This is a genomic window from Micromonospora sp. WMMD882 (assembly GCF_027497255.1).
In the GTDB taxonomy this organism is placed as follows: domain Bacteria; phylum Actinomycetota; class Actinomycetes; order Mycobacteriales; family Micromonosporaceae; genus Micromonospora.
Window position 1 is genome coordinate 2,883,361 of sequence record NZ_CP114903.1, and the last position, 24,356, is coordinate 2,907,716.

At 75.2% G+C, this 24,356-nt stretch carries 27 protein-coding genes and 1 pseudogene; 8 read left to right on the forward strand and 20 right to left on the reverse strand.

The window, feature by feature from the left end; genetic code table 11:
• Position 1 precedes the first annotated feature (1 nt).
• The 8 genes from mutM to rsmD form a co-directional block, all read right to left on the reverse strand.
• On the reverse strand, positions 2–859 hold the full coding sequence (gene mutM / locus O7606_RS11700; protein ID WP_281599089.1) for a bifunctional DNA-formamidopyrimidine glycosylase/DNA-(apurinic or apyrimidinic site) lyase: 858 nt from the start codon (positions 857–859) through the stop codon (positions 2–4).
• On the reverse strand, positions 852–1,733 hold the full coding sequence (gene rnc / locus O7606_RS11705; protein WP_281599090.1) for a ribonuclease III: 882 nt from the start codon (positions 1,731–1,733) through the stop codon (positions 852–854). The genes mutM and rnc overlap by 8 nt, the downstream gene beginning before the upstream one ends.
• On the reverse strand, positions 1,730–2,716 hold the full coding sequence (locus tag O7606_RS11710) for a phosphate acyltransferase PlsX (RefSeq protein WP_281599624.1): 987 nt from the start codon (positions 2,714–2,716) through the stop codon (positions 1,730–1,732). Before O7606_RS11710 ends, rnc begins: the two co-directional genes overlap by 4 nt.
• Positions 2,717–2,830: 114 nt before the next feature.
• A complete protein-coding gene (gene rpmF / locus O7606_RS11715) occupies positions 2,831–3,004 on the reverse strand; it encodes a 50S ribosomal protein L32 (protein WP_281599091.1) in 174 nt (57 codons plus the stop codon).
• Between the two features lie 5 nt (positions 3,005–3,009).
• Entirely contained in the window at positions 3,010–3,573 is a 564-nt protein-coding gene (locus O7606_RS11720) for a YceD family protein (protein ID WP_281599092.1), read from the reverse strand.
• 109 nt (positions 3,574–3,682) lie between these two features.
• Positions 3,683–4,180 (reverse strand): hypothetical protein, encoded by a 498-nt coding sequence (locus O7606_RS11725; protein ID WP_281599093.1) that lies wholly within the window; start codon positions 4,178–4,180, stop codon positions 3,683–3,685.
• 153 nt (positions 4,181–4,333) lie between these two features.
• Complete coding sequence (gene coaD, locus O7606_RS11730) at positions 4,334–4,822, reverse strand: pantetheine-phosphate adenylyltransferase (protein ID WP_281599094.1); 489 nt, start codon at positions 4,820–4,822, stop codon at positions 4,334–4,336.
• The gene (rsmD, locus tag O7606_RS11735; protein ID WP_281599096.1) at positions 4,819–5,382 is read right to left on the reverse strand and encodes a 16S rRNA (guanine(966)-N(2))-methyltransferase RsmD; all 564 of its coding nucleotides are present in this window, start codon (positions 5,380–5,382) and stop codon (positions 4,819–4,821) included. Before rsmD ends, coaD begins: the two co-directional genes overlap by 4 nt.
• 307 nt (positions 5,383–5,689) lie before the next feature.
• Here rsmD and O7606_RS11740 point away from each other — a divergent pair, with 307 nt between their 5' ends.
• A complete protein-coding gene (locus O7606_RS11740; RefSeq protein WP_281599097.1) occupies positions 5,690–6,940 on the forward strand; it encodes a hypothetical protein in 1,251 nt (416 codons plus the stop codon).
• Between the two features lie 101 nt (positions 6,941–7,041).
• Here O7606_RS11740 and recG read toward each other — a convergent pair whose 3' ends face one another.
• The gene (recG, locus tag O7606_RS11745) at positions 7,042–9,240 is read right to left on the reverse strand and encodes an ATP-dependent DNA helicase RecG (RefSeq protein WP_281599098.1); all 2,199 of its coding nucleotides are present in this window, start codon (positions 9,238–9,240) and stop codon (positions 7,042–7,044) included.
• The gene (locus O7606_RS11750; RefSeq protein ID WP_281599099.1) at positions 9,237–10,886 is read right to left on the reverse strand and encodes a DAK2 domain-containing protein; all 1,650 of its coding nucleotides are present in this window, start codon (positions 10,884–10,886) and stop codon (positions 9,237–9,239) included. Before O7606_RS11750 ends, recG begins: the two co-directional genes overlap by 4 nt.
• Before the next feature lie 177 nt (positions 10,887–11,063).
• Between O7606_RS11750 and rpmB the strand changes: the two genes are divergently transcribed.
• On the forward strand, positions 11,064–11,255 hold the full coding sequence (gene rpmB / locus O7606_RS11755) for a 50S ribosomal protein L28 (RefSeq protein WP_011905179.1): 192 nt from the start codon (positions 11,064–11,066) through the stop codon (positions 11,253–11,255).
• Positions 11,256–11,364: 109 nt separating this feature from the next.
• Here rpmB and O7606_RS11760 read toward each other — a convergent pair whose 3' ends face one another.
• From O7606_RS11760 to O7606_RS11775, 4 genes are all read right to left on the reverse strand, one after another.
• Complete coding sequence (locus O7606_RS11760) at positions 11,365–11,832, reverse strand: GNAT family N-acetyltransferase (protein WP_281599100.1); 468 nt, start codon at positions 11,830–11,832, stop codon at positions 11,365–11,367.
• A 124-nt stretch (positions 11,833–11,956) separates the two neighbouring features.
• On the reverse strand, positions 11,957–12,955 hold the full coding sequence (locus O7606_RS11765) for a hypothetical protein (protein ID WP_281599101.1): 999 nt from the start codon (positions 12,953–12,955) through the stop codon (positions 11,957–11,959).
• Positions 12,955–13,491 carry an RNA polymerase sigma factor gene (locus O7606_RS11770; RefSeq protein WP_281599102.1) on the reverse strand — a complete coding sequence of 179 codons (537 nt, stop codon included), beginning with the start codon at positions 13,489–13,491 and terminating at the stop codon, positions 12,955–12,957. The genes O7606_RS11765 and O7606_RS11770 overlap by 1 nt, the downstream gene beginning before the upstream one ends.
• An 83-nt stretch (positions 13,492–13,574) precedes the next feature.
• Positions 13,575–14,513 (reverse strand): thiamine-phosphate kinase, encoded by a 939-nt coding sequence (locus O7606_RS11775; RefSeq protein WP_281599103.1) that lies wholly within the window; start codon positions 14,511–14,513, stop codon positions 13,575–13,577.
• 193 nt (positions 14,514–14,706) lie between these two features.
• Between O7606_RS11775 and O7606_RS11780 the strand changes: the two genes are divergently transcribed.
• Both O7606_RS11780 and O7606_RS11785 read left to right on the forward strand, forming a co-directional pair.
• Positions 14,707–14,940, forward strand: coding sequence for an Lrp/AsnC ligand binding domain-containing protein (locus O7606_RS11780; protein WP_275034338.1), 234 nt, complete (start codon positions 14,707–14,709; stop codon positions 14,938–14,940).
• A complete protein-coding gene (locus O7606_RS11785; RefSeq protein ID WP_281599104.1) occupies positions 14,941–15,654 on the forward strand; it encodes a DUF3515 family protein in 714 nt (237 codons plus the stop codon).
• Between the two features lie 74 nt (positions 15,655–15,728).
• Here O7606_RS11785 and O7606_RS11790 read toward each other — a convergent pair whose 3' ends face one another.
• Both O7606_RS11790 and O7606_RS11795 read right to left on the reverse strand, forming a co-directional pair.
• Positions 15,729–16,823, reverse strand: a complete 1,095-nt coding sequence (locus O7606_RS11790; RefSeq protein ID WP_281599105.1) for a D-alanine--D-alanine ligase family protein — start codon at positions 16,821–16,823, stop codon at positions 15,729–15,731.
• 248 nt (positions 16,824–17,071) lie between these two features.
• On the reverse strand, positions 17,072–17,290 hold the full coding sequence (locus tag O7606_RS11795; RefSeq protein WP_281599107.1) for a hypothetical protein: 219 nt from the start codon (positions 17,288–17,290) through the stop codon (positions 17,072–17,074).
• A gap of 675 nt (positions 17,291–17,965) precedes the next feature.
• Between O7606_RS11795 and O7606_RS11800 the strand changes: the two genes are divergently transcribed.
• A complete protein-coding gene (locus tag O7606_RS11800) occupies positions 17,966–18,817 on the forward strand; it encodes a helix-turn-helix transcriptional regulator (protein WP_281599108.1) in 852 nt (283 codons plus the stop codon).
• Positions 18,814–19,026 carry a DUF397 domain-containing protein gene (locus O7606_RS11805; RefSeq protein WP_281599109.1) on the forward strand — a complete coding sequence of 71 codons (213 nt, stop codon included), beginning with the start codon at positions 18,814–18,816 and terminating at the stop codon, positions 19,024–19,026. Before O7606_RS11800 ends, O7606_RS11805 begins: the two co-directional genes overlap by 4 nt.
• Before the next feature lie 160 nt (positions 19,027–19,186).
• On the opposite strand, the gene O7606_RS11810 is transcribed toward O7606_RS11805, so the two are convergent.
• The 4 genes from O7606_RS11810 to O7606_RS11825 form a co-directional block, all read right to left on the reverse strand.
• Positions 19,187–20,107: a putative protein N(5)-glutamine methyltransferase gene (locus O7606_RS11810; RefSeq protein ID WP_281599110.1), complete on the reverse strand. Its 921-nt coding sequence runs from the start codon at positions 20,105–20,107 to the stop codon at positions 19,187–19,189.
• A gap of 106 nt (positions 20,108–20,213) precedes the next feature.
• Positions 20,214–21,377: a cystathionine gamma-lyase gene (locus O7606_RS11815; protein ID WP_281599111.1), complete on the reverse strand. Its 1,164-nt coding sequence runs from the start codon at positions 21,375–21,377 to the stop codon at positions 20,214–20,216.
• An 11-nt stretch (positions 21,378–21,388) separates the two neighbouring features.
• Positions 21,389–22,387 carry an NAD(P)H-dependent glycerol-3-phosphate dehydrogenase gene (locus O7606_RS11820; protein WP_281599113.1) on the reverse strand — a complete coding sequence of 333 codons (999 nt, stop codon included), beginning with the start codon at positions 22,385–22,387 and terminating at the stop codon, positions 21,389–21,391.
• Positions 22,384–23,163 carry a lysophospholipid acyltransferase family protein gene (locus O7606_RS11825; protein WP_281599115.1) on the reverse strand — a complete coding sequence of 260 codons (780 nt, stop codon included), beginning with the start codon at positions 23,161–23,163 and terminating at the stop codon, positions 22,384–22,386. Before O7606_RS11825 ends, O7606_RS11820 begins: the two co-directional genes overlap by 4 nt.
• A gap of 111 nt (positions 23,164–23,274) precedes the next feature.
• Here O7606_RS11825 and cofC point away from each other — a divergent pair.
• A pseudogene (cofC, locus tag O7606_RS11830) lies at positions 23,275–23,871 on the forward strand (2-phospho-L-lactate guanylyltransferase); the annotation flags it as partial.
• A 174-nt stretch (positions 23,872–24,045) separates the two neighbouring features.
• A complete protein-coding gene (locus O7606_RS11835) occupies positions 24,046–24,246 on the forward strand; it encodes a cold-shock protein (protein ID WP_281599117.1) in 201 nt (66 codons plus the stop codon).
• Positions 24,247–24,356: the final 110 nt, after the last annotated feature.

Consider the following 24,356-nt stretch of genomic DNA (forward strand, 5'->3'; position numbering starts at 1 on the left):
ATCAGGCTCGTGGGACGCCCCGGGGACGCGGCTGGCAGCGGGGGCAACTGTAGGACGAGCGGTTCATGAACGGCTCCCGCCGGATCGGCGTCCCGCACCGCCGGCACGGCTCGCCCTCCCGTCCGTACACGTTCAGCGCGCGGTCGAAGTAGCCGCTCTCACCGTTGACGTTGACGTAGAGCGCGTCGAAGCTGGTGCCGCCCTGCGTGGTCGCCTCGCCCAGCACGTCCCGGACGTGGCCCAGCAGCCGACCGGCCGCCGGCCCGGTCAGCGCGTCGGTGGGCCGCACGCCGTGCAGGCCCGCCCGCCAGAGCGCCTCGTCGGCGTAGATGTTGCCGACCCCCGAGATCAGTGTCTGGTCGAGCAGCGCCCGTTTCACCTCGGTACGTCGCCGACGCAGCGCCGTGACGAACGCGGTGTCGGAGAACTCCGGGTCCATCGGGTCCCGGGCGATGTGCGCGATCTCGGCGGGCAGGTCGGCCCCGCCGGCGGAGACCGCGACACCACCGAACGTACGCTGGTCGACGAAACGCAGCTCCGGGCCGTCGTCGGCGAACGTGAACCGGACCCGCAGGTGGAGCTCGTCGGGGGCGTCGGCCGGCTGGACGAGCAGTTGACCGGACATGCCGAGGTGCCCGACCAGCGCGTCCCCGCTGTCCAGGGGCAGCCAGAGGTACTTGCCGCGACGCCGCGCGTCCCGGATCGTCCGGCCGGTCAGCACGTCGGCGAAGTGCGTCGCGCCGGGCAGGTGCCGGCGGATCGCGCGGGGGTGCCGCACCTCGACCGCGCCGATCCGCCGACCGGTCACCCAGCGGGCCAGGCCCTGCCGGACCGTCTCCACCTCGGGCAGCTCAGGCACGCCGCAGCTCCGCCGCGCCGTCGGGGGCGGGCTCCACCACCGGGCCGACGGCGTCCGCGTCCGACCCGGGAGCCGCCCCGCCGCCGTTCCGCTCGACGTCGCCCTGCTCGACGGCGGTCTGTTCGACGCCGGTCTGCTCGGCGGCGGTCTGCTCGACGGCGTCGGCCTGCGCGGTGAGGGTCCGCCAGGCCGACTCGGCGGCCCGCTGTTCGGCTTCCTTCTTGCTGCGCCCCTCGGCGCCGCCGTAGCGGTTGCCGGCCACCACCACCCAGGCGGTGAAGGTCTTGAGATGATCCGGGCCGGTCCCCTCGATGCGGTACTCCGGCACGCCCAGCCCGAGCGCGGCGGTCAGCTCCTGGAGGCTGGTCTTCCAGTCCAACGCCGCGCCCCGCCCGGCCGACTCCGCCATCAGCGGGTCGAACAGCCGGTGGATGACGATCGCGGCGGTGTCCAGGCCGTACTGGAGGTAGATCGCGCCGAGCAACGCCTCCAGGGTGTCGGCCAGGATGCTCGCCTTGTCCCGGCCGCCGGTGGCCTCCTCGCCCTTGCCGAGGAGGAGGTACTCGCCGAGGCCGCCCGGCCCCAGTCCACGGGCCACGTCGGCGAGGGCGCGCATGTTGACCACGCTGGCCCGCAGCTTGGCGAGCTGCCCTTCGGGCAGGTCGGGATGGTTGCGGAAGAGCGCCGTGGTGATCACCACACCGAGCACCGAGTCACCGAGGAACTCCAGCCGCTCGTTGGTGGGCAGGCCGCCGTTCTCGTACGCGAAGGAGCGGTGGGTCAGCGCCCGTTCCAGCAGCTCCGGGTCGAGCGAGACGCCGAACGCCGCCTCCAGATGACCCACCGGGGCCCGGCGGCGCTTGTCGTTGGTCATGGGATCACCTCGGTGTGGGTGGTGCGGTCGGAGCAGCCGGCCGACGGACCGACGGCGAGCAACGTGGCGACCCGGGCGACGACGGCCCGCCGCCAGAGATGAGCGGCCAACGCGATGCCCGAGGCGACGTCCTCGCCGGCGGCGGCGCCGTGGCACACCACGACCGTCCCGTCCACCCCGAGCAGCGCCGCGGCCCGGGGCACGGCTCCGCTGGTCGGCGGGCCACCGGCCAGCGCGTACGCGCCCTCGATCGCCTTGAGCAGGACGTTACCGGTGAAGCCGTCGGTGACCACCACGTCGGCCCGCGCGCCGAGGGTGACGTCGTGCCCCTCGACCAGGCCGACGTAGCTGGCTTCGGCGGGCAGCGGGAGCGCGGCGAGCAACGGGTCGGCGGCGCGGCGCAGCCGGTCGCCCTTGCCGGCTTCGGCGCCCACCGACAGCAACCCGACCCGGGGGGCGGAAAGCGCCTGACCCACCACCGCGTAGGCGGCGCCCAGCAGGGCGTGCCGGGCGAGGGTGGTGGCCCGGGGTTCGAGGGAGCCGCCGACGTCGAGCAGGATCACCGGACCGGACGCCGCCGGCAGGGTGGCGACCAGCGCCGGACGGCGGACCGCCGGCCACCGACCGAGCGCGAGCACGGCGGCGGTGACGGTGGCGCCGGTCGAGCCGGCGGAGACCACCGCGTCCGCGCTGCCCTCGGCGACGGCCTGGGCAGCCACCCGGACGGTCGTCGCGGCCCGGGGGGCGCGGGTGGGCAGGTCGGCCATCGGGACGGCGGCCCGGACCGGCCGCACGACCACCCGGGCCCGTTGGTCCGGGGTGAGGGCGTCGACCAGCCCGCCGGCCACCTCGGGTGGACCGACGAGCAGCAGGTGCAGGTGCGGGTCGGCGCGCATGGCCCGCAGAGCGCCGTCAACCACGACGGCGGGTGCGTCGTCCCCGCCGAGGAGGTCAACGGCGATCCGCGCGACGCCCGGCTCCACCGGTACGCCGACCGGGTCGGGCCGGTCGGCGACGGGAGAAGCCGGGGCGTCGGGCGACAGCCAGGACGCGCGCGCCACCCGACCAGGGGTCGGGAGCGTCACTCGGCGTCCAGGTCAGACCTCAAGAACCTGACGGCCGTTGTACGTGCCGCAGACCGAGCAGGCCGCGTGCGGCAGCTTGGCGGACTTGCACTGCGGGCAGGCCACGGTCGCGACCACGGTCGCCTTCCAGTTCGCCCGGCGGGACCGGGTGTTGCTGCGCGACATCTTGCGCTTCGGGACGGCCACGGTTCCTACTCCTCTGTACGGGTCAGTTGCGACAGGCCCGCCCAACGCGGGTCGATCTCCTGGTGACTGTGGTCGGCCGGCAGATCGTCCCGGTGCACCCCACACTCGGGGCACAACCCTGGGCAGTCCTCCCGGCAACGCGGGTTGGTCGGCAGCGTGAGCACCACCGCGTCCCGCAGCGCCGGCTCCAGGTCGATCAGATCTCCCTGCATCCGGCCCACCTCGTCCTCTTCGGTCGTGACGTCCGTGGTGCTGTTCTCGTACGCGTACAGCTCCTGGACCGTCACGGCCATCGAGTCGTCGATCTCGCGCAGGCAGCGGCCGCACTCGCCCCGTACCGGACCGGAGATGGTCCCCGAGACGAGCACGCCCTCGGACACCGACTCCAACCTCAGGTCGAGGTCGAGGTCCGCGCCCTCCGGCACGCCGATCAACTCCACGCCGAGGTCCGTCGGTGCCGGGGCCACCCGCTTGACCGTACGCAGAGCACCAGGCCGACGCGGCAGGTCTCTCGTGTCGAGGACCAGCGGCGACCTGGGGTCGAGGTGCGATGGCGTGTGTTTGGGCATAGTCAGACTCCGGCCGTGGTAGGCCGACAAACGAGGTTACCTGGGCGACCGCCGGACCGTCGAACCGGGGGCGACGCCCGCCCCGCCCTGCCGGCTGCTGAGGTGCCGCTCAGAAGGGTAGCGGGCGTTCCGTCTCGTCACCGCCGAAGGTGCCGATCTCCCGCAGCGCGTGCATCTTGTCCCGGCCGCGCTCGATGGAGGCGAGCGCCCGGGTGAGGAACTGCTCGAAGTTGGCCAGCGCGGTGTCGACGTAGTCGTCGACCTCCTCGCGCAGCCGCTGGGCCTCGGCCCGGGCCTCGGCGACGATCCGGGCCCCCTCGTGCTCGGCGGAGACGGTGATCTCGTTCACCGAGACCAGCCGGGCGTGCTCGGCCTCGCCCTCGCTGATGATCCGGTCGGCCTCCCGCTTGCCGGCATCCATGATCTTGTCCCGCTCCTCCAGCAGCGCCGCGGCCCGGCGCAGGTCGGCGGGGAGCTCGGCACGCAGCTCGTCGAGCGCCGCGATCATCTCCCCCCGGTCGACCATGCAGTTGTTGCGGGACATCGGGACGGATCGGGCCGTCTCCACCATGGCGATCAGTTCGTCGATGCGGTCGAGCGGGTCCACCGGTACCTCACTCCTGTCGTCGTCGGCCGACCTCCATGATGCGGGCCACGGCCGGGTTCCTGCTGCACCCAATGATGCTGCTGCCGGCAAGCGCCGGCCGATCCCACCCACCCGGCGCGTCGCGGGCGGTCAACCCTCCCGCGTCGCGGACGGTCAGGTCCGCCGTTCCGGGGCCAGCCGGACCCGCAACTGCTCACGGACCAGGTCGGGCACGTGCGGCGAGACGTCGCCGCCCCACTTCGCGACGTCCTTGACCAGGCTGGAGGAGAGGAACGAGTAGAGCGGGTTGGTCGGCATGAACAGCGTCTCCACGCCGGCCAGGCCGATGTTCATCTGGGCCATCTGCAACTCGTAGTCGAAGTCGCTGACCGCCCGCAGGCCCTTGACCAGCACGCTCGCCTGCTGCTGCCGGCAGAAGTCCACCAGCAGCCCCTGGAAGGACTCCACCCGGACGTTGTCGTACGAGCCGGTCACCTCGCGGAGCATGGCGAGTCGCTCGTCGACCGTGAACAGGCCGCTCTTGGACTGGTTGATCAACACTCCGACGATCACCTCGTCGAAGAGTCGGCTGGCCCGACCGATGATGTCGAGGTGTCCGTTGGTGACCGGATCGAACGAGCCCGGACAGACCGCACGTCTCATGATCGGCGACCGTACCAAAGGGTGGTCTCGCCGTAGCGCCTACCGCGCTCACCGGTGACGCCTTCCACCCAGCCGACCGGCCCGGAGCGGGTGGACCGCTCCACCACCACCAGGGCGTCCGGGGCCAGCCAGCCGCCGTCGACCAGCGCGGCCAGCATCGCGGTCACCTCCGCGTCGGGCGCCGCGTACGGCGGATCGGCGAAGACCAGGTCGTACGGGTCGCCCTCGGGGCCGACGGCGAGCACCGTGGCGACCTTCCCGGTGACCAGGCGGACGGCGGGCGCGGCCCGCAGGGCGGCGACGTTCTCCCGGACCACCCGGGCGGCGCGCGGATCGGACTCGACCAGCAGCACGTGCTCCGCGCCCCGGGAGAACGCCTCCAGCCCGATCGCCCCGGACCCGGCGTACAGGTCGGCCACCCGTGCGCCGGCCAGCCCCAGGGTCGCCTCGACGGCGCTGAACAGCGCCTCGCGTACCCGGTCGGAGGTGGGTCGGGTGCCGGCGCCGGGCGGCGCGGCGATCCGCCGTCCGCCGAGCGTCCCGGCCACGATCCGGGTCACCGTCGCTCCCTGTCCATGGCTCTGACGCTACGCGCCCCGGGCGTCGCGCCGCCCGCCCGGGTCGGCGACGGTACGCGTCGACCGGATCACCGTACGCTGACGTTTGATCTCACCTCGGTAACTTCGTCCTCAGTGGTCACCGGCGGCTGTGCCGTCGATGGCGATGCCGCTAGGGTCACCCCGGCGTCGGCAGTTCCCCGCCGACCGACGGCGTCGGGGCGGCCCGGGACGGGACGCGCCACGACCGGCAGCGACCGTCCGCCACCCCACGCCGTGCCCCTCACGTCACGCACCCCCGGGAGTACGTGTGATCCGTACCAAGCTGTCGCCGCGGCGACCGTTCGCCGTGGCCGCCGCCGGGCTGGCCGGCCTCGCCACGGCGTTCGCGCTCGTCACGCCGGCGACCGCCACCCCCTCCCCCGCGCCGACGGCGACGGTGACCGCCTCGCCCACCGCGACGGCCACCCCGCCGGCGTCGGTCTGCGTCGACGCGGACGAGGCCCGCTACCGGCACACGTTCGACGGGCCCGCCGGCACGGCGTCGATCGCCCTGACCAACGGGCCGCTCTGCGCGGGCGAGGAGCAGGAGTTCGCGCTGGTCTCCTACCTCGCGCCGTCGGCGACCTTCGCGGTGCCGCAGTACGCGTTCGACCGGTCGGTGAAGAAGTTCACCAGCGTGGCCGAGGGCGAGATCGGCGCGGTCACCAAGCTGGAGTTCGCGGTCGAGGTGCCGGTCTGCCACACCCAGGTCGACTTCGTCTTCGGTAGCGAGATCATCGACCCGATCGTCGAGGACGGCAAGCGCTACGGGGACCGCAAGGTCGGCAGCAGGAACGGCATCGGCTCCCGCTCGAAGGGCAAGGCCGCCTGGTACAACGGCGGCAAGGAGAGCTGCGTCGAGGCCCCGGCCGTCGAGGCCACCTCGGACTGCCTGGGCAACCTCGAACTGACCCTGACCAACCGGGGCAACGTCCCGGCGACCTTCACCGTGCGGGGCAGCGGCGGGCACGAGGACTCCGCGACCGTCCCGGCCAGCAGCAGCGTCACCCGCAAGCTCACCGCCGAGCAGGGCAAGGACGTCACCGTCCAGGCCCGGGGCATGGAAACCTGGAAGGGCGGCTGGACCAAGCCGGAGGACTGCCAGGAGCCCACCGTCGGCGAGCCGGAGACCAGCTACGAGGCCACCTGTGACGAGCTGATCCTGGAGGTCGTCAACCCGGCGGACGGCATCGCCCTCACCTCCACCTTCACCCCGAACGTCGGCGCGCCGAAGACGGTGACCTTCGAGCCGGGCGCCACCCGGCAGGTCACCTTCCCCGCCGCCGAGGGGCTGAGCGTGGTCGTCACCGGCGACCTGGCCTCCGCCGAGCCGATCACCTGGGACGCGCCGGAGGACTGCGACAACGGCGGCGCCGGTGGCGGTGACGGCGACCAGGGCGGCCTGCCGGTGACCGGCGCGGCGGCCGGCGGCATCGCGGCCGGCGCGCTGGCCCTGCTCGCGATCGGCGCGGCGCTGTTCGTCGTGGCCCGGCGTCGGCGGGTCCGCTTCACCGCCTGAGCGGCCTGAGCGTCCAGGCGGGTCCGTTGCACCGCCGCAAGTGACCTGAGCGTCCCGGTGGGGGCGTGCCCACGAACCGCGGGCACGCCCCCACCGCCGTCTCAGCCCTTCTCCAGGTACTCCGCGCGCTCGGCGTCGACCAGGGCGGCCACCGAGGCGGCCAGCGCCGGATGCCGGGCCAGCTCCGGATCCGTCTCGACCAGGGCGATCGCCTCGGCGCGGGCGTCGCGGATCAGGTCCGCGTCGCGGAGCAGGGACAGCAGCCGCAGGTGCGAGCGCCGGCCGGACTGCGTCGCGCCCAGCACGTCCCCCTCCCGTCGCTGCTCCAGATCCAGCTCGGCGAGCGTGAACCCGTCGGTGGTGGAGGCGACCGCGTCCAGCCGGGCCCGGGCCGAGGCGCCGTCGGTCGCCTCGGTGACCAGCAGGCAGAGGCCGGCGGCGGCGCCCCGACCGACCCGGCCACGCAACTGGTGGAGCTGGGAGACGCCGAACCGGTCGGCGTCCAGCACGATCATGACGGTGGCGTTCGGCACGTTCACGCCGACCTCGACGACCGTGGTGGCGACCAGCACGTCCAGCCCGCCGTCGGCGAAGGCGCGCATCACCGCGTCCTTCTCGTCGGCCGGCAGCTTCCCGTGCAGCACCCCGATCCGCAGCCCGTGCAGCGGCCCCTCGGCCAGCAACGGAGCCACCTCGGTCACCGCCAACGGCGGTCGCCGCCCGGTGTCGTCCTCCTTCGGGGCCTCCTCCTCCGAGCGGGGACCCTCCCCGATCCGTGGGCAGACCACGTACGCCTGGTGGCCGGCGGCGACCTCCTCGCGCAGCCGACGCCAGGCCCGGTCCAGGTAGGCGGGTTTCTCGGCGGCCGGCACCACGTGCGAGACGATCGGCGAGCGGCCCTGCGGCAACTGGGCGAGGGTGGAGACCTCCAGGTCGCCGTAGACGGTCATGGCGACCGTACGGGGGATCGGGGTGGCCGTCATCACCAGCACGTGCGGCGGCTGGTCGGCCTTGGCGCGCAGCGCGTCCCGCTGCTCCACGCCGAACCGGTGCTGCTCGTCCACCACGACCAGCCCCAGGTCGGCGAAGTCGACACCCTCGTACAGCAGGGCGTGGGTGCCCAGCACGATGCCGGCCCGACCCTCGGCCACCTCGGCGAGCGCCCGGCGGCGGGCCGCCGCGCCGAGCGAGCCGGTGACCAGCTCCACCCGGGTGGCGTGCTCGGCCGCCCCCAGCTCGCCGGCCTGCGCCAACGGGCCGAGCAGCTCGGCGATGCCCCGGCTGTGCTGGGCGGCGAGCACCTCGGTCGGGGCGAGCAGGGCGGCCTGCCCGCCAGCGTCGACCACCTGGAGCATGGCCCGCAACGCGACGAGGGTCTTTCCGGAGCCCACCTCGCCCTGCAACAGCCGGTGCATCGGGTGCGCGGCGGCCAGGTCGGCGGCGATCTCCCGGCCGACGTCCCGCTGGCCGTCGGTCAGCTCGTACGGCAGCCGGGCGTCGAACGCGGCGAGCAGGCCGTCCGGGCGCGGCGGCCGGGGCCGGGCCGGCGAGTCGGCCGCCCGGAGCTTGCGCTGCACCAGGGTGACCTGCACGGCGAACGCCTCGTCCCACTTGAGCCGCCGCCGGGCCCGGTAGAGGGCCTCCTTGCTGGACGGCCGGTGGATCTCGCGCAGCGCCCCGGCCAGCCCGGTGAGGCTCCGGGTGGCGCGGACCGTCGCCGGCAGCGGGTCCTCCGGCGGGGTGAACGTGTCGAGCACCACCCGCACGCAGCGGGCGATCACCCAGGTGGGCACCGCCGCGGCGGCCGGGTAGACCGGGATCAGCGCCCCGGCGAACTCCTCGACCTCCTCGTTCGCCGCCGCCTCGCCCTCACCGCCGGCGCCGAGCAGGACGTACTCGGGGCCGTTGAGCTGGCGTTTCCCCCGGAACTCGGTGACCTTGCCGGCGAACAGGCCCCACCGGCCGGGCCGCAGCTCGCGTTCCCGCCACGCCTGGTTGCCGAAGAACGTGCAGGTGAGCGTGCCGCCGGAGTCGTCGCCGACGGTCACCTCCAGCAGGTTGCCCCGGCGCTGGCGCATCGGGCGCACCGCCGTGCGCTGCACCTGGGCCAGCACGGTCACCTGCTCCCCCACGTCCAGCGAGCGGATGTCGGTGTGCTCGCCCCGCTCGTCGTACCGGCGGGGGAAGTGGTAGACCAGGTCACCGGCGGTGTGCAGGTCGAGGTGACCGGCCAGGGCCTTGGCGGTCTTCTCCCCGACCAGCTTCCGCAGCGGCGTGTCCACCGTGCACGGCTCGGTCATTCGACCCCCACCAGGAGCGGATGATTCGGCTGGCCCCCCACGTACGCGTGGACCTCGACGAACGGCCAACGGTCGGCGACGTGCGCGCGGACCGCCTCGGTCAACCCGGGCGGCGCGTCCGCGCCCGCCAGCAGGGTGACCAGCTCGCCGCCGCCGCCGAGCATCCGGTCCACCAGGGCGGCGCAGGTGTCGACCAGGTCCCGCCCGATCAGGTGCACCTCCCCCTCGACCAGGGCCAGCACGTCACCGGGCCGGCACGGGCCGGCCACGGTGAGCGCCTCCCGGCTGGCGTGGCACACCTCGGCGTACCGGCAGGCCCCGGCCGCCTCGGCCATCGCGATCACGTCGTCCTCGAAGGCGCGCCGCGGGTCGCGGACGGCGAGGGCGGCCAGCGCCTGCACCGGGGACCGGGTCGGCACCACGCTGACCTTGACGCCGTCCGCCTGCGCCCGGTGCGCCACCGTGCCCGCGACCGCCTGGGTGGCCGGGCCGGTGGGCAGCACCACCACCTGGGCCGCGCCGGTGGCCCGGACCGCGTCGAGCAGCTCGCCGACCGACGGGTCGCCGGAGACCACGGCCGCGCCCTCTCCGGCGAGCAGCTCGGCGAGGCCCGCGCCGGAGGCGACCACCACGGCCGCCCGGCCGTCCTCCGCCGGACCGGGCGGCGGCGGGGCCGGCGCGACCTGGTCGGCGAAGCGGGTCACCGAGATCCGGTACGGCCGGCCGGCCACCACCCCGGCCTCGACGGCCGCGCCCACGTCGTCGACGTGCACGTGCACGTTCCAGGTGGTCGACCGCCCCGGCGGGCCGCCGTCGCCGACCACGACCAGCGAGTCGCCCAGCGCGTCCAGGGTGGCCCGCAACCGGGCCACCGCCTCGGGCGTGGCGTCGAGGAGGTACTGCACCTCGTAGGCGTACGGGCCGGAGCCGGCCTCCCGAACGGCGGTGGCCTCCCGAACGGCGGTGGCCTCCCGGACGGCGGTGGCCGGCGGGCGCGCCGGCCGGGTCGACGGCTCACCGCTGACCACCTCGACCAGGGCGTCCAGCAGCAGGCAGAGCCCCCGGCCGCCGGCGTCGACCACGCCGGCGTGGGCCAGCGTGATCAACTGCTCGGGGGTACGGGCCAGCGCCCGGGCCGCCGCGCCGGCCGCCGCCCGGGCCACCGCGCAGAGGTCGTCGCCGCCCGCCGCCTCCTCCGCCCCGCCCGCCGCGGCGGCGGCCACGCTGAGCAGCGTGCCCTCCACCGGGTGGGCGACCGCGCCGTAGGCGGTGTCGGCGGCGGCCCGCAACGCCTCGGCCAGCGCCCGGCCCCGCACGGCCGGGACGCCGGCGAGGACCTCGGCGAGGCCCCGGAGGAGCTGCGCGAGGATCACCCCGGAGTTGCCCCGCGCGCCGAGCAGCGCCCCGCGCGCCATCAACCGCAACGCGTGCCCGTGCGGGGTGGCCCCGCCCTCGGGCGAGGTGTCCAGATCCATCGCCAGGGCCTGCTGGGCGGAGGTGAGGGTGAGCACGAGGTTGGTGCCGGTGTCGCCGTCGGGGACCGGGTAGACGTTGAGGTCGTCGATCTCGCCCTGGTGCCGGCGGAGCGCGGCGAGCCCGCCCGCGCACCAGCGGCGCACCGCGTCGGCGTCCAGCGTCTCCAGCACGGCGGAAAGCCTACTGGCGGGCACCGACACCCCGCCGGACGACACCGTCGGGCGGGGCCCGCGTCGGGGTGTCGGGTGCCGGTTCGCTGCTCCCCGGTGGTATCGGGTAACCTGGCCAGGTTGCCCGGGCAGCACCTGCCGGCGACCCTCGTGAACGAACAATCCCAGGAGTATCCCGTGGCTAGCGTGTGCGACGTCTGTGGCAAGGGGCCGGGCTTCGGCCACAACGTGTCCCACTCGCACCGGCGGACCAACCGCCGCTGGAACCCGAACATCCAGTCGGTGCGGACCCCGGCCGGTGGCGGCAACACCAAGAAGCTCAAGGTCTGCACCTCGTGCATCAAGGCCGGCAAGGTCACCCGCGCCTGACGCGGTAACCTCCCGCCGCACCGACGTCACTGCCGGTGGACCCTCGCGGTCCACCGGCACTGTCGTGTCCGCCGCCGGCCGACGACCCCGAGGTCACCGGCGCCGTCGGTCAGAGGTCGCGGGCGAAGGAGATGCAGCCGGGCGCGTCGCGGTAGAAGCCGAAGTTCGGGATGCGTTCGTAGCCGGCCGAGTGGTACATCCCGATCGCCTCCGGCTGCCGGTCACCGCACTCCAGGAGGAGCCGTCGGCGGCCCTGCTCCCGGGCCGACCGCTCGACCGCCGCCAGCACCGCGCGGGCCACCCCCCGGCCCCGGGCCGCCGGGGCGGTGTACATCCGCTTCAGCTCGGCCACCTCGCCGGTGTCGCCGTGGCTGCGCCAACCTCCGCAGCCGACCGGCTCCCCGTCGAGGTACGCCACCAGGAACGCCCCGTGCGGCGGCGCGAACTCGGTCGCGTCCACCGGGGTCTCGTCGCCACTGCCGCCGTACCGGGCCCCCAGGTCGGCCAGGGCCGCCCGGATCAACCGCTGCGCCTGCGCGGAGTCGAACCGCAGCGGACGAATCTCGATCTCACTCACCGGGGCAGGGTACGACCGTGGCCGGCCCGGGACCGGGCCGGCCATCCCCGATCGGTCATACGTCACGTCCGGCCGCCGTCGCGCGCCCCCGGGTGGGCGTACGCGCGCCGGCCGGGGGCGCACGTCATCCCGTCCGGTCGACGCCGGTGACCGCGGCGAACGTCCAGATCAGGTGGCTGCCGGAGACCGCCGCCCCGACGGGGGCCGGCCCCGACGGCAGCGGACGGCCGTCCGCGTCGACCCGGACGTCGTGGTACTCGCCGACCACCCGGCCGCTGACCGGGTCGAACAGCAGGGCGAGCAGGATCCTCGACGACGGCTCACGCTGGCCGACCGCCTGGTACCGGTGGCCGGCGACGGTCACCTCCCGGACCTCCAGCCCGTCCAGGTCGGCGATGACCTGGTAGAGGGCCACCCGCAACGGCGCGGACAGGCGCGGCTCGGCCCGGGCGAGCAGCCCCAGCAGGTGACCGGTCAGGTTCTCCGGCGGCGGTCGCTCGTCCGGCGACGCGGGCCGGGCCTCGATCTCCCGGTCCAGCCGCTCGCGCAGCGCCGCCGGGTCGGTGGGCAGGCCGGCCAGCCATCCGGGGGTGGGGTAGCGCCAGTCGCCGCCGGCGGCGACGGCCCGGGCGTTCTCCTCGGCGGTGTCGCCCGGACGTCGGGGCGGCGCGTCGATCGGCTGGTCGACGCCGTCCACCCGCCGCCGCAGCGGCAGCAGGGTCTCCGGGTCGTACCAGGCCTCCCGGGTCTCGTGCCAGCCCTGCGGGCCCTCGGCCCGCAGGTAGAGCAGCCGCCCGGCGGGCACCGGCACGGCCGGCACCCGCCCGGCCCGCTCGATCAACCGGGCCATCACCTCGTCCGGACCCGGCGCAGCCGGGCCCGGGATCGGCCGGTCCGGGGTGAGCAGGACCGCCCCACCGACGGCGAGCGCGACGACGGTCGCGGCGGCGGCGACCGGCGCCAGCCAGCGGACCCGACGCGGCGGCCGGGCGACCGCCCCGCCGGCGGGGTGGAGGCCACGGGTGACCGTGTGCCAGGTACGGGCGACCGACTCGTCGGTCGGCTCGGGTCGGCCGGGCGGCAGCTCCCGGACGGCGACCAGGTCGGGTTCGTGACGGCTCATCAGGCGGCTCCCTCGGCGGCCAGGGCGGCCCGGATCTTGCTCCGAGCCCGGTGCAGGGCGGACTGGACCGAGCCCAACGGGATGTCCAGGGCGGCGGCGATCTCGGCGTACTCCAGCTCGGCGACGGCGTACAGGAACAGCACGTCACGCTGCCGCCGGGGCAGCCCGGCGAGGACGGCGGAGAGCCGGGCGACGGCACGTTCGGCGTCCACCCGTTCGGCGGCGCGGCGTGCCGGGCCCTCGATTTCCGGGCCGGCCCGCGCGGCCAGCCGCAGGGCGCGCAGCTCCACCCGCCGGTGCCGGCGCAGCAGGTTGGTGGCGATGCCGTACAGCCACGGCAGCAGGTCGCCCCGCGCGCTGTCGTACCGGTGCCGGCGCTCGTGGGCGATCAGGAACGTCTCCGCCACCACGTCCTCGGCGAGCTGCTCACCGACCCGTCGGGCGCAGTAGCGCAGCAGATCGCGGGCGTACCGCTCGAACATGCCGGCCAGGTCGGCGGGATCCGCCCCGGCCGGCGTGCGGGTGGGCGTCGTCATACCCCTTCTTGCCGCTCGCCGGCCGTCGTGTTCCCCGGCCGTCGTGTTCCCCGGCCGTCCTGGTCGCCGGTCGGGGTCCCCGGTCAGCGGAAGTGGTCCCAGCCGGCCGGGCCCTCCCAGGCACGTCCGTCCACCGTCACCCCGCTCCCCTCGCCGACCCGGCCGACCAGCCGCCACGGCGACGGCAGCGCCACCGCCGGCGGGAAGGTCGCGGCCAGCGCGTGGTCGTCACCGCCGCCGAGGATCCAGGCGTACGGGTCGACGCCGAGCGCCCGCGCGGCGTCGGCCATCTGCCGGGGCACCTCGAACGCGTCCCGCCGCAGGTCGACGGCGACGCCGCTGGCCCGGGCCACGTGCCCCAGGTCGGCCAGCAGCCCGTCCGACACGTCGATCATGGCGGTGGCCCCGAGCCGGGCGGCGTGCGGACCGGCCGGGTACGGCACCTCCGGTCGCCGGTACGCCTCGACCAGCGCCTTCGGCGTCCGGAAGCCCCGGGAGAGCACGGTGTAGCCGGCTGCCGCGTACCCGGTCCGCCCGGCCAGGGCGACCACGTCACCGGGCCGGGCGCCGGCGCGGACCACCGGCGGGCGTCCGCCCAGGTCGCCCAGGGCGGTGACCGCGACGGTCAGGGTCGGGCTGGCCGAGGTGTCCCCGCCGACCACGCTCGCCCCCACCGTGGCCGCCTCGGCGGCCAGCCCGTCGGTGAGCTCCTCGACCCAGCTCACCGCCAGGTCCGGCGGCACGCAGAGGGCCACCAGCAGGGCGGTGGGGGTGGCCCCCATGGCGGCGATGTCGGCGAGGTTGGCCGCCGCCGCCCGGTGGCCGACGTCCACCGCCCCGGACCAGTCCCGCCGGAAGTGCCGCCCCTCGACCAGCACGTCGGTCGACGCGACGACCCGGCTGTCCGGGGCGGCCACCACCGCCGCGTCGTCGCCGGGGCCGAGCAGGCACGCCGGCCCGTACGACAGCCGGGCGGTCACCCGGTCGATCAACCCGAACTCGCCGGGACCCGTGACGTTCATGCCGGCCGTCCCGGGGCGTTTCCCGCGTCCGGGCCGGCTGTCCGTCGCCACCGGACCGCCACGCCGTCACCGGCGGGACTGCCGCCGCTCTGCTCGCTCACCGCTTCTCCTTGGCCACCGATCGGGATCGGACCTGGTCGGTAGGGTAGTTTCACTCGGGCCGCCCCTGGTGGCGGCGGACGGAGGTCGAGTCGTGGTTCAGGCGTACATCCTCATCCAGACAGAGGTCGGCCGGGCACGTGACGTGGCCGGCGTGATCGCGGACCTGGCCGGCGTGGTGCGGGTCGACGCCGTCACCGGCCCGTACGACGTGGTCGTGCTCACCGAGGCGAACACCGTCGACGAGCTCGGCAAACTGATCGTCAGCAAGGTGCAGATGGTGCCCGGCATCACCCGTACCCTGACCTGTTCGGTGGTGCGACTGTAAGTGGACAGCGAGAAGACCTCCCACACCGACCCCGGCGCGACCCCACCGGGCAGCGCCGCGCCCCCGCCCGACGACGCCACAGGCACGCCTGACGACGCCGCGACCACGCCCGGCGACGCCCGGACCGTCCGGCCGAAGCGGCGCGGCTGGGACCGGTCGACCCGGAACGCGGCCCTGGTCGCCGCGCTGGTCGCGGTGCCGGTGACCGTGGCGGTGGCCGGGGTCACCTTCGCCGCGCTGGCCCCGGAGGGCCCGGCCGACCCCGACCCGGGCCCGAGCGTCACGGCGGTCCGACCGCAGGCCACCACTGCCGTGGAGATGGCCGCCGCGCCGCTGGCCGAGCGTCCCGCCACGGTCTGCCGGGCGCTGCTGTCCCAACTTCCGCCGGCCGTCCGGGAGCTCACCCAGCGGCCGGTCACCGCCGGGGCCGAGCAGAACGCCGCGTACGGCGACCCGGCCCTCACCGTGGCCTGCGGCGTCCCCGAGCCGACCGTCCCGGCGGCCGACACCGTCTGGGTGGCGGGGAAGGTCTGCTGGTACGTCCGCGAGGAGGCCGCGGCCACCGTGCTCACCAGCGTCGACCGGGAGACCGGCGTCCAGGTCACCGTGCCCCGCGCGTACGAGCAGCCGTTGCAGTGGATCACGCCGGTCGCGGACGCGGTGGTCGCCTCGGTGCCCAGCGCCGACCCGGTCCCGACCGGCTGCCGGAGCTGACCGCCGGAACGTGGCTGCCTAGCTGCCGGGGCCGGCCGCTCGGCGGGTCCCGCGCCCGGCCCGGCCGGGGCGGGTCAGCTCCGGCGCAGGGCGGTGCGGATCAGCCGGCGCACCAGCTTCGGGTACTCCAGCCCGGAGGCCGCCCACATCCGGGGGAACATCGACGACGGGGTGAAGCCCGGCATGGTGTTCACCTCGTTGAGGTAGACGTCCAGCCCGGGGGTGACGAAGAAGTCGACCCGGGCCAGCCCGGAGCAGTCCAGCGCGGTGAAGGCGCGGTTGGCGTACTCGCGCACCTGCCGGGCCACCTGCTCGGGCAGCTCGGCCGGGACGTCGTACTCGCAGACCTGGTCGGCGTCGATGTACTTCGCCTCGAAGTCGTAGAAGTCGTGGTCGGCGACCACCCGCACCTCGGCCAGCACGGACGCCTCGGGCGCGCCGCCCGCCTCGCCCTCCAGCACGCCGCACTCGATCTCCCGGCCGACGATCGCCGCCTCCACCAGCACCTTGGAGTCGATCTCCCGGGCGGCGGCCACCGCCGCGTCGAGGCGGGACCAGTCGCTGACCTTGCTGATGCCGAACGAGGAGCCGGCCCGGGACGGCTTGACGAACACCGGCAGGCCCAGGCGCTCCTTGTCCGCCTCGCTGAGGGTGGCCCCGCTGCGCAGCACCGCGTACGGGCCGACCGGGAGGCCCTCGACGGCGCAGAGCTTCTTGGTGAACTCCTTGTCCATCGCGGCGGCGGAGGCGAACACGTTCGCCCCGACGTACGGGATGCCGGCCATCTCCAGCATGCCCTGGATGGTGCCGTCCTCCCCGTACGCGCCGTGCAGCACCGGGAAGACCACGTCCACGCCGGCCAGCGCGCGGGGCCCCTCGGTGGGGTCGAGGACGATCAGGCCGTTGGCGGTGGGGTCGGCGCGCAGGACGACCTCGGCCCCGGTGGCGGAGGTGATCTCCGGCAGCCGACGGTCGGTGATCGCCAGGCGGCCGGGGTCGCCGTCGGCCAGCACCCACTGCCCGGCCCGGGTGATCCCGACCGGGACCACGTCGAACTCGTCCGGGTCGAGCGCGCCGAGCACGCTGCCGGCGCTGACGCAGGAGATGCCGTGTTCGGGGCTACGGCCGCCGAAGACGATGGCGACTCGGGTCTTGCCTGGGGTGGTCACTGGCTTCATCTCCGGTTCGCGACTGCGGTGGCCCGCGAGCCCGTGGCGGCGCTCGCCGGACTGACCCTACTGTGGGTGGCGACGCCCCGGACCGATACCCGGACCGCCCGACCTCATCCCCGCAATCAGTCAACCCGACATATACGGCGCGTAACCGCAGATGATCGGGATGTCGGCCGCGCGCCACGCGCGCAGGGGCCGGACGGGCCGTCACCGGACAAGCCCGCCGCATCACCCCGGAGGGACGGTCAACAGCCGCCGTAGCGGCGTCCGACGGCGATCACCTTGACCCGTTGCCGGCCGGCGCGGACCATGCCGAGCGCCGTGAAGGCGTGGGCGATCCGGTCGGCGGCGGCCCGGCTGCTCGCCCCGACCACCTGCCGTCGACGCTCCGGCATGGTCCGTTCGTTGCGGACCGCGCCGTCGAGCGGACGCACGTCGGTGAGCACCACCAGGAACCGGGTCATCGTGATCCCCCACCGCGCCGCCCGCGCCCACCGGTCCGCCCGCGCCCGACTGCGTCCGGCCGGCGGCCGGACGCGGAGGCGCCGCCGGACCCCGGCGGTCGGACCGCCTGCGCGCCGGGCGGCGCGTGCCGCGCCATGCCACCCCTAGCATGACGCGGCACGCCGTGCCGGACGGCCGCTCCAGTCGTCCGGCACGCCCCGGGTCGCCGCGCGCTCCGCTGCCCGGGCCAGCAGCGGGCGCTCCGGCGGCGACCCGGCACACAGTGGTCAGGAGGCACGCCGAACCTCCTCCGGCTCGGCCGTGGTGGCGGCCAGCGCCCCCGACCGGTCCCGGCACACGTACGCGAGGTTGGCGTGGATCCAGGTGCCGTCGTTGTCCCGCAGCACGGGGTACGCACACCAACGACAGCGCGACACCCGAGGCCAGTAACGGCTCGCTGCCATGCGGTCCCCTCTCCGACGCCTCCTGGTGGCGGGACACGTGGTGATCGGGCGGGGGAGTGGTAACCCGACCACCACGCGTCTCCTTCCCCTCCCGTCACTCACCATCACCGTCGCCACGACCACCGATGGTGAGGACGCCATGACAGATTGCCATTGCGACACGCGTGAATGCAACTCTCATCCGATTTCTCTCATGCACGCTATCCCACAGAAGTGTGCGACGATCGATGCATGGCACCGAAGACCGCCCGGGCCCGACGGCTCGGCATCGCCCTGCGCGCCCACCGGGAGGCCGCCGGCCTGACCCTGGAGGCCGCCGCCGACGAGATCAACAGCACCCGCAGCACCCTGTCCCGGTACGAGAACGCGCAGACCCTGGTCACCCCGGCGACCGTACGGGCGCTGCTCACCCTCTACCGGGCCCGCGCGGAGGAGGTCGAAGCCGCCGTCACGCTCGCCAAGGACGCCCGCAAACCCGGCTGGTGGGTCTCGTACTCGTACCTGCTGGACCGGCGCACCATCGACTTCATCGCCCTGGAGGCCGAGGCGAGCGCCATCGCCAACTTCGAGCCGTCGGTCGTCCCCGGCCTCCTCCAGACCGCCGACTACATCCGGGCGGTGATGCGGGGCGGCCCGCACACGCTCAGCGACGAGCAGGTCGAGCAACGGGTCCAGGTCCGCCTGGACCGCCAGCAGCGGCTCGCCGGCGACGAGCCGCCCATCTTCGACGCGATCATCGACGAGGGGGCGCTGCTCCGACCGGTAGGTGACGAGGGCGTGATGGCGGCGCAACTGCACCACCTGCTCAAGATGATCGAGCTGCCCAACATCACCGTGCAGGTCATCCCGCTGGTGGCCGGGTACCACCGGGGCACCCGGGGGTCGCTGCACATGCTGGAGTTCCCCGACCCGGAGGACCCGATCATCGCCTCGGTGGAGACGGTGGCCGGGCAGATGATCCTCGACCGGCCGGGTGACCTGCGCACCTGCACCAAGATCATGGAACACCTGCGAAGCGTCGCGCTCAGCCCGGCGGAGAGTCGCGAGCAGCTTGTCCGAACCCTGGAGGGACGTAACCGATGACACCGACGATCAGCGCGGCGCTGGCCACAGCCAGGTGGCGCAAGAGCAGTCACAGCGGGGACGAGGGCGCGTGCGTGGAGATGGCCGCCATCCCGCGTACGGTCGCCGTCCGCGACTCGAAGGACCCGGACGGCCCGGCGCTGCTGTTCTCCCGGGCCGCGTGGGCCGCCTTCACCGTCGCCCCACCCGCCCCGCCGCCCGGGGCCTGAGCCCGTCCGCGCCGCGCGTAGCCGTACGCCCGGCGTGGGACCCCCGTACGCCCGGCGTGGGACCGTCCGCCCCGGGCGCGTGAGCAGCGGCCCCTTCCCACCCACCGGGGCGGGAAGGGGCCCTCGCGCCGGGCCGACGACGCGACCGCCGCAACCGGGCTCAGTCGTCGACCCGGCGGGCGACGACCGCGGTGGCGTCCAGGTCGGGTGACCGGCGCACCGTCGGCCGCAGCCCGCCACCGGCCAGCTCCGCGCAGAGCGACCCCGCCTGGCGCTCGCTGATCTCCACCACCAGGTGCCCGCCCGGGGCGAGCCAGCGCACCGCCTCCACGGCCAGCCGGCGCAGCACGGCGAGCCCGTCCGAACCGCCGTCGAGCGCCACGCCCGGCTCGTACCGGCGCGCCTCGGGCGGCATCAGCGCCACCGCCTCCGTCGGCACGTACGGGGCGTTGGCGACGACCAGGTCCAGCCGCCCCCGCCAGCGCGCCGGCAGCGGGTCGAACAGGTCACCCTGGTACACCGGCACGCCGAGCGCCGCCAGGTTGCGTCGGGCACAGCCGACGGCGGCCGGCTCCAGGTCGGCGGCGGCGTGCCAGCGGGGCCGCAGCCGGGCGGCCAGGGCCAGCGAGATCGCGCCGGAGCCGCAGCACAGCTCCACCAGCGCCGGCGCCGGCCCGGCGACCGCCTCGGCCACCGCCACCAGCAGGGCGGTACGTCGACGGGGCACGAACACCCCCGGGTCGACGGGCACCCGGATCCCGCAGAACTCGGCCCAGCCGAGCAGTTGCTCCAACGGGTCACCGGCCACCCGACGGTCGACCAGCGCGGCCAGCCCGGCGGGCGAGTCGGCGGCCTCGACGAGCAGCCCCGCCTCGTCCTCGGCGAAGACGCAGCCGGCGGCCCGGAGCCGGGCCACCAGAGCCGCCCGGTCCGGCCACGCCGACCCGTCCGGCGCAGGGATCCTGGGCCGCGACGACGCGGCCGGGGTGGAACAGCCGGACGACGACGCGGCGGGCGCGGACACCACCGACCGCGACGGCGCGGCCGGGGTGGGACGGTCGGAGTAGGACGACGATGCCATGCGGGGCCTTCCGGGAACGCTCGCCGGCGCTCCCCCACGGCCGTCTAGCGCGCGGACGCCACCGGGACGGGAGGGAGCACCGGTCCTGCCAGTCGGGGAATCGGACTCACCTCCTCCGGTCGGGGCCCGTTGTGGGCGTCCCACACGATAACCCGGCGGCGTCCAGCGCGGCGGTCAGGTCGGCCACCACGTCGGCCGGGTCCTCCACCCCGCAGGAGAGCCTGACGAAACCCGGGGTGACCTCGTCGCCCCACTGGGCCCGCCGGTCGACGGTGGTGTGCAGCCCGCCGAACGAGGTGGCGGCGGCCACCAGCCGGGACGCGGCCACGAACCGGGCCACCCGGTCGGCGTCCCCCAGGTCGAACGAGACGAGCCCCGGCAGCCGGCGCATCTGCGCCGCGGCCACCGGGTGGGCGGGGTCGTCGGGCAGTCCCGGCCACCGCACCCCGGCCACGTCGGGGCGCGCGACCAGCGTCCGCGCCACCGCCTCGGCGTTCGCGGTCTGGCGGGCCAGCCGCAGGTCCAGGGTGGCCAGGGAACGGTGCGCCAGCCAGGCGTCGAACGCGCCGGGGACCGCGCCGGTGGTCTTCCGCCAGTCGGTGACCGCGGTCAGCAGCTCCGCCGACCGGGTCGCCACGTACCCGAGCAGCAGGTCCGAGTGGCCGGTCAGCGCCTTGGTGCCGGAGGCGACCACCACGTCCGCGCCCAGGTCCAGCGGGCGCTGCCCGAGCGGGGTGGCGGTGGTGTTGTCCACCGCGACCAGCGCCCCGGCGGCGTGCGCCCGCGCCGCCAGCGCGGCGATGTCACAGACGTCCAGGCCGGGGTTGGCCGGGGACTCCAACAGCACCAGGCGGACGCCGTCCAGCTCCGGGTACGGGCCGGCGGTCGGCGCGAAGCGCACGTCCACCCCGATCCCGGCGAGGGTCCGGGTGGCGAACGACCGGACCGCGTAGTACCCGTCGGCGGGCAGCAGCACGACGTCCCCGGGACGCAGCACGGCCAGCAGCAGCCCGGTGATGGCGGCCTGACCGCTGGCGAACACCCGGCAGTCGCCGCCCTCCAGCTCCCCGACCGCCGACTCGAGCAGCCGCCGGGTGGGGTTGTCCGGCCGCCCGTACCCGTTGGGGCTGGCCGACGGCCCCTCCCACGGGTCGAGGTGGTACGGCGCGGCGAACACCGGGCCGGGCAGGAACGGCTCACCGGGCGCGGGCTCGGGCAGCCCGGCGTGCACACAGCGGGTCCCGTCCCGCCAGTCCTGTTCCCCCGTCACCGTCATCTCCCTCACTCCGGTTTGGTCGTCCGGCTCATCAACGCCTGCACCGCGAAGCGCGGGTCGACACCCTCGTGGCAGACCCGCTCGACCTGCTCGGTGATCGGCATCTCCACCCCGTGCGCGCGGGCCAGGTCACGGATCGCCAGGCAGCTCTTGACGCCCTCGGCGGTCTGCCGGGTGGCCGCCTGCGCCTGTTCCAGGCTCTCGCCCCGGCCCAGGTGCTCCCCGAACGTACGGTTTCGCGACAGCGGCGACGAGCAGGTGCCGACCAGGTCGCCCATGCCGGCCAGCCCGGCGAAGGTGAGCGGGTCCGCGCCGAGCGCCACGCCCAGCCGGGCCGTCTCGGCCAGCCCCCGGGTGATCAGCGAGGCCCTGGTGTTGTCCCCGAAACCCATCGCGATGGCGATGCCGTACGCGAGGGCGATCACGTTCTTGACCGCGCCACCGAGCTCCGCGCCGATCACGTCGTCGTTGGTGTACGGCCGGAAGTACGGCGTGGTGACCGCCCGCTGCACCAGCGTGGCCCGGCCGACGTCGGTGCCGGCGACCACGGTCGCCGCCGGCTGCTCGGCGACGATCTCCGGGGCCAGGTTGGGGCCGGAGACCACCACCACCCGGTCCGCCGCCACCTTGGCGGTCTCCACGATCACCTCGCTCATCCGCTTGGTGGTCCCCAGCTCGATCCCCTTCATCAGGGAGACCAGGGTGGCGTCCGGCGCGAGGTGACCGGCCCACTCGGCCAGGTTGCCGCGCAACGTCTGGGAGGGCACCGCGAGCACCACCACCTCCGCGTCGACGATCGCCTCGGCCGCCACGTCGGTGGCCGTCACCCGCTCCGGCAACCGCAGGTTCGTCAGGTACTCGGGGTTCTGCCGGCGGGTCCGGATCGCGTCGGCCACCGCCGCCCGCCGTGCCCACACCGTGACGTCCCGGCCGGCGTCGGCGAGGATCTTGGCGAACGCGGTGCCCCAGGAGCCCGCCCCGAGCACCGCCACGTGCCCGCTCACCGACGCTCCCCCGGCCCGCCGTCGCCGCTCGGCACGCCATCGCCGCTCGGCACGCCGTCGCCGCTCGGCACGTCCGGTCGGGCCGGGCGCTCCGCCAGCGGCGGCGGTGTGCCGCCCCGCAGGTCGGCCAGCAGGTCACGGATCCGGAGCATGATCTCGTCGGTCATCTCTTCCAGCGTCGCCTTCGTCGGGGTCGCGCCCGCCCAGCGGCTCAGGTCGACCGGCGGGCCGGCGGCCACGCTGACCGGGATCCGCGGACGCAGGCTGAGCCGCCGGCCCCGGGGGTCGAAGATCTTCTCCGGCCCCCACATGGCGATCGGGACCACCGGCGCGCCGGTGGCCAGGGCGAGCCGGGCCGCGCCGGTCTTACCGCGCATCGGCCACAGGTCGGGTTCCCGGGTCAGCGTCCCCTCCGGGTAGATGATCACCGCGCCGTCGTCGTGCAGCGCGGCGACCAGGGCGTCCAGCGACCGGGCGGCGTCGACGCTGCCCCGCTCGACCGGGATCTGCCGGCAGCGGTGCAGGATCCAACCCACCACCGGCACCCGGAACACGCTGGCCTTGCCGAGGTACCGGGGCCAGCGGCCGGCGTCGTAGACGAAGTGCGCGGACACCAGCGGGTCGGCGTACGAGAGGTGGTTCGGGACGATGATCACGCCCCCGGTACGCGGGATGTGCTCCCGGCCGGTCCAGGTGCGGCGGGTCCAGACGGTCATCAGGGGCTTCACCACCACCACGGCGAACCACTGCCAGAATCCCAGCCTGCGCCGTGCCACCCTGCCTCCTCGTTCCCGCCCACGCCCACCGGCGACGCCCGTAGCGAATCATGCCTGCTGCCCCCGGACGTGACCAGCGAGGGTGCCGCCGAACGGTGGCAGGATGGGCCCGTGAGCGAGCCGAACTGGACCGTGGTGGTGCCGGTGAAGCGTCTTGAGGGGGCGAAGAGCAGACTACGTGGCGCGCTGCCGGCCGTACCCCACGAGTCCCTGGCCCTGGCTCTGGCGTTGGACACCCTCGACGCGGTGCTGGCCTGCGACGCGGTCGCCGGGGTGCTGGTGGTGACCGACGACACCCGGGTCGCCGCGGCGGCCCGCGCGGCCGGCGCGCGGGTGCTGCCGGACGCCCCGGACGCCGGCCTCAACGCGGCGTTGCGCCACGGCGCGGCCACCGCCGGCGGCTGGGTGGCCGGGCTCACCGCCGACCTGCCCGCGCTGCGTCCGGCGGACCTGGGCGCGGCGCTGCGGGCGGCCGGCCGACGTCCGGTGGCCCGGCGTTTCGTCGCGGACGCGCCGGGTGACGGCACCGTGCTGCTGACCGCGCCGGCCGGCGTGCCGCTGACGCCACGGTTCGGGGTGGGCTCGGCCGCCGCGCACGCGGCCAGCGGTGCGCTGCCGCTGACCGGCGGCTGGCCGACCCTGCGCCGGGACGTGGACACTCCCGCCGACCTGACGGCGGCAGCCCGGCTCGGGCTGGGACCACGGACGACCGCGCTGACCGACCCCCGTGCCACGACCACCCCCCGCGACGGCGGCGCCCACGCCGGAACGACCCCTCGGGGCGGGACCTCCGTCGGCCGCCGGGGCGTCGGCCGGGACGGCAGCGCCGGCCGGCACGCGACCGTGGCCCCACGCTGAGCCGACCGGTGTACGGTGCTGGGCATGCAGGGCACCGTGGCGACCTTCGACGGCGTGACCCGGACCGGCGTGCTGCTCCTCGACGACGGCACCGAGTTGGCGTTCCCGGCCCGCGCGTTCGACGCCTCCGGGTTGCGGCTGCTCCGGCTCGGCCAACGGGTGAGGATCGACCGGGATGCGGCCGGTGAGATCGTCCGGGTGACCCTGCCGACCATGGGCGGCTGACCCGCCACCAGGCAAAGTTCATTTTACGTTCACCCTGGTCGGGTCATGATGACTGGGTGAGCACCCCGCCCCGCCGCCGCCCGGTCCGTCCGCGCCGACCCGCCGCAGCC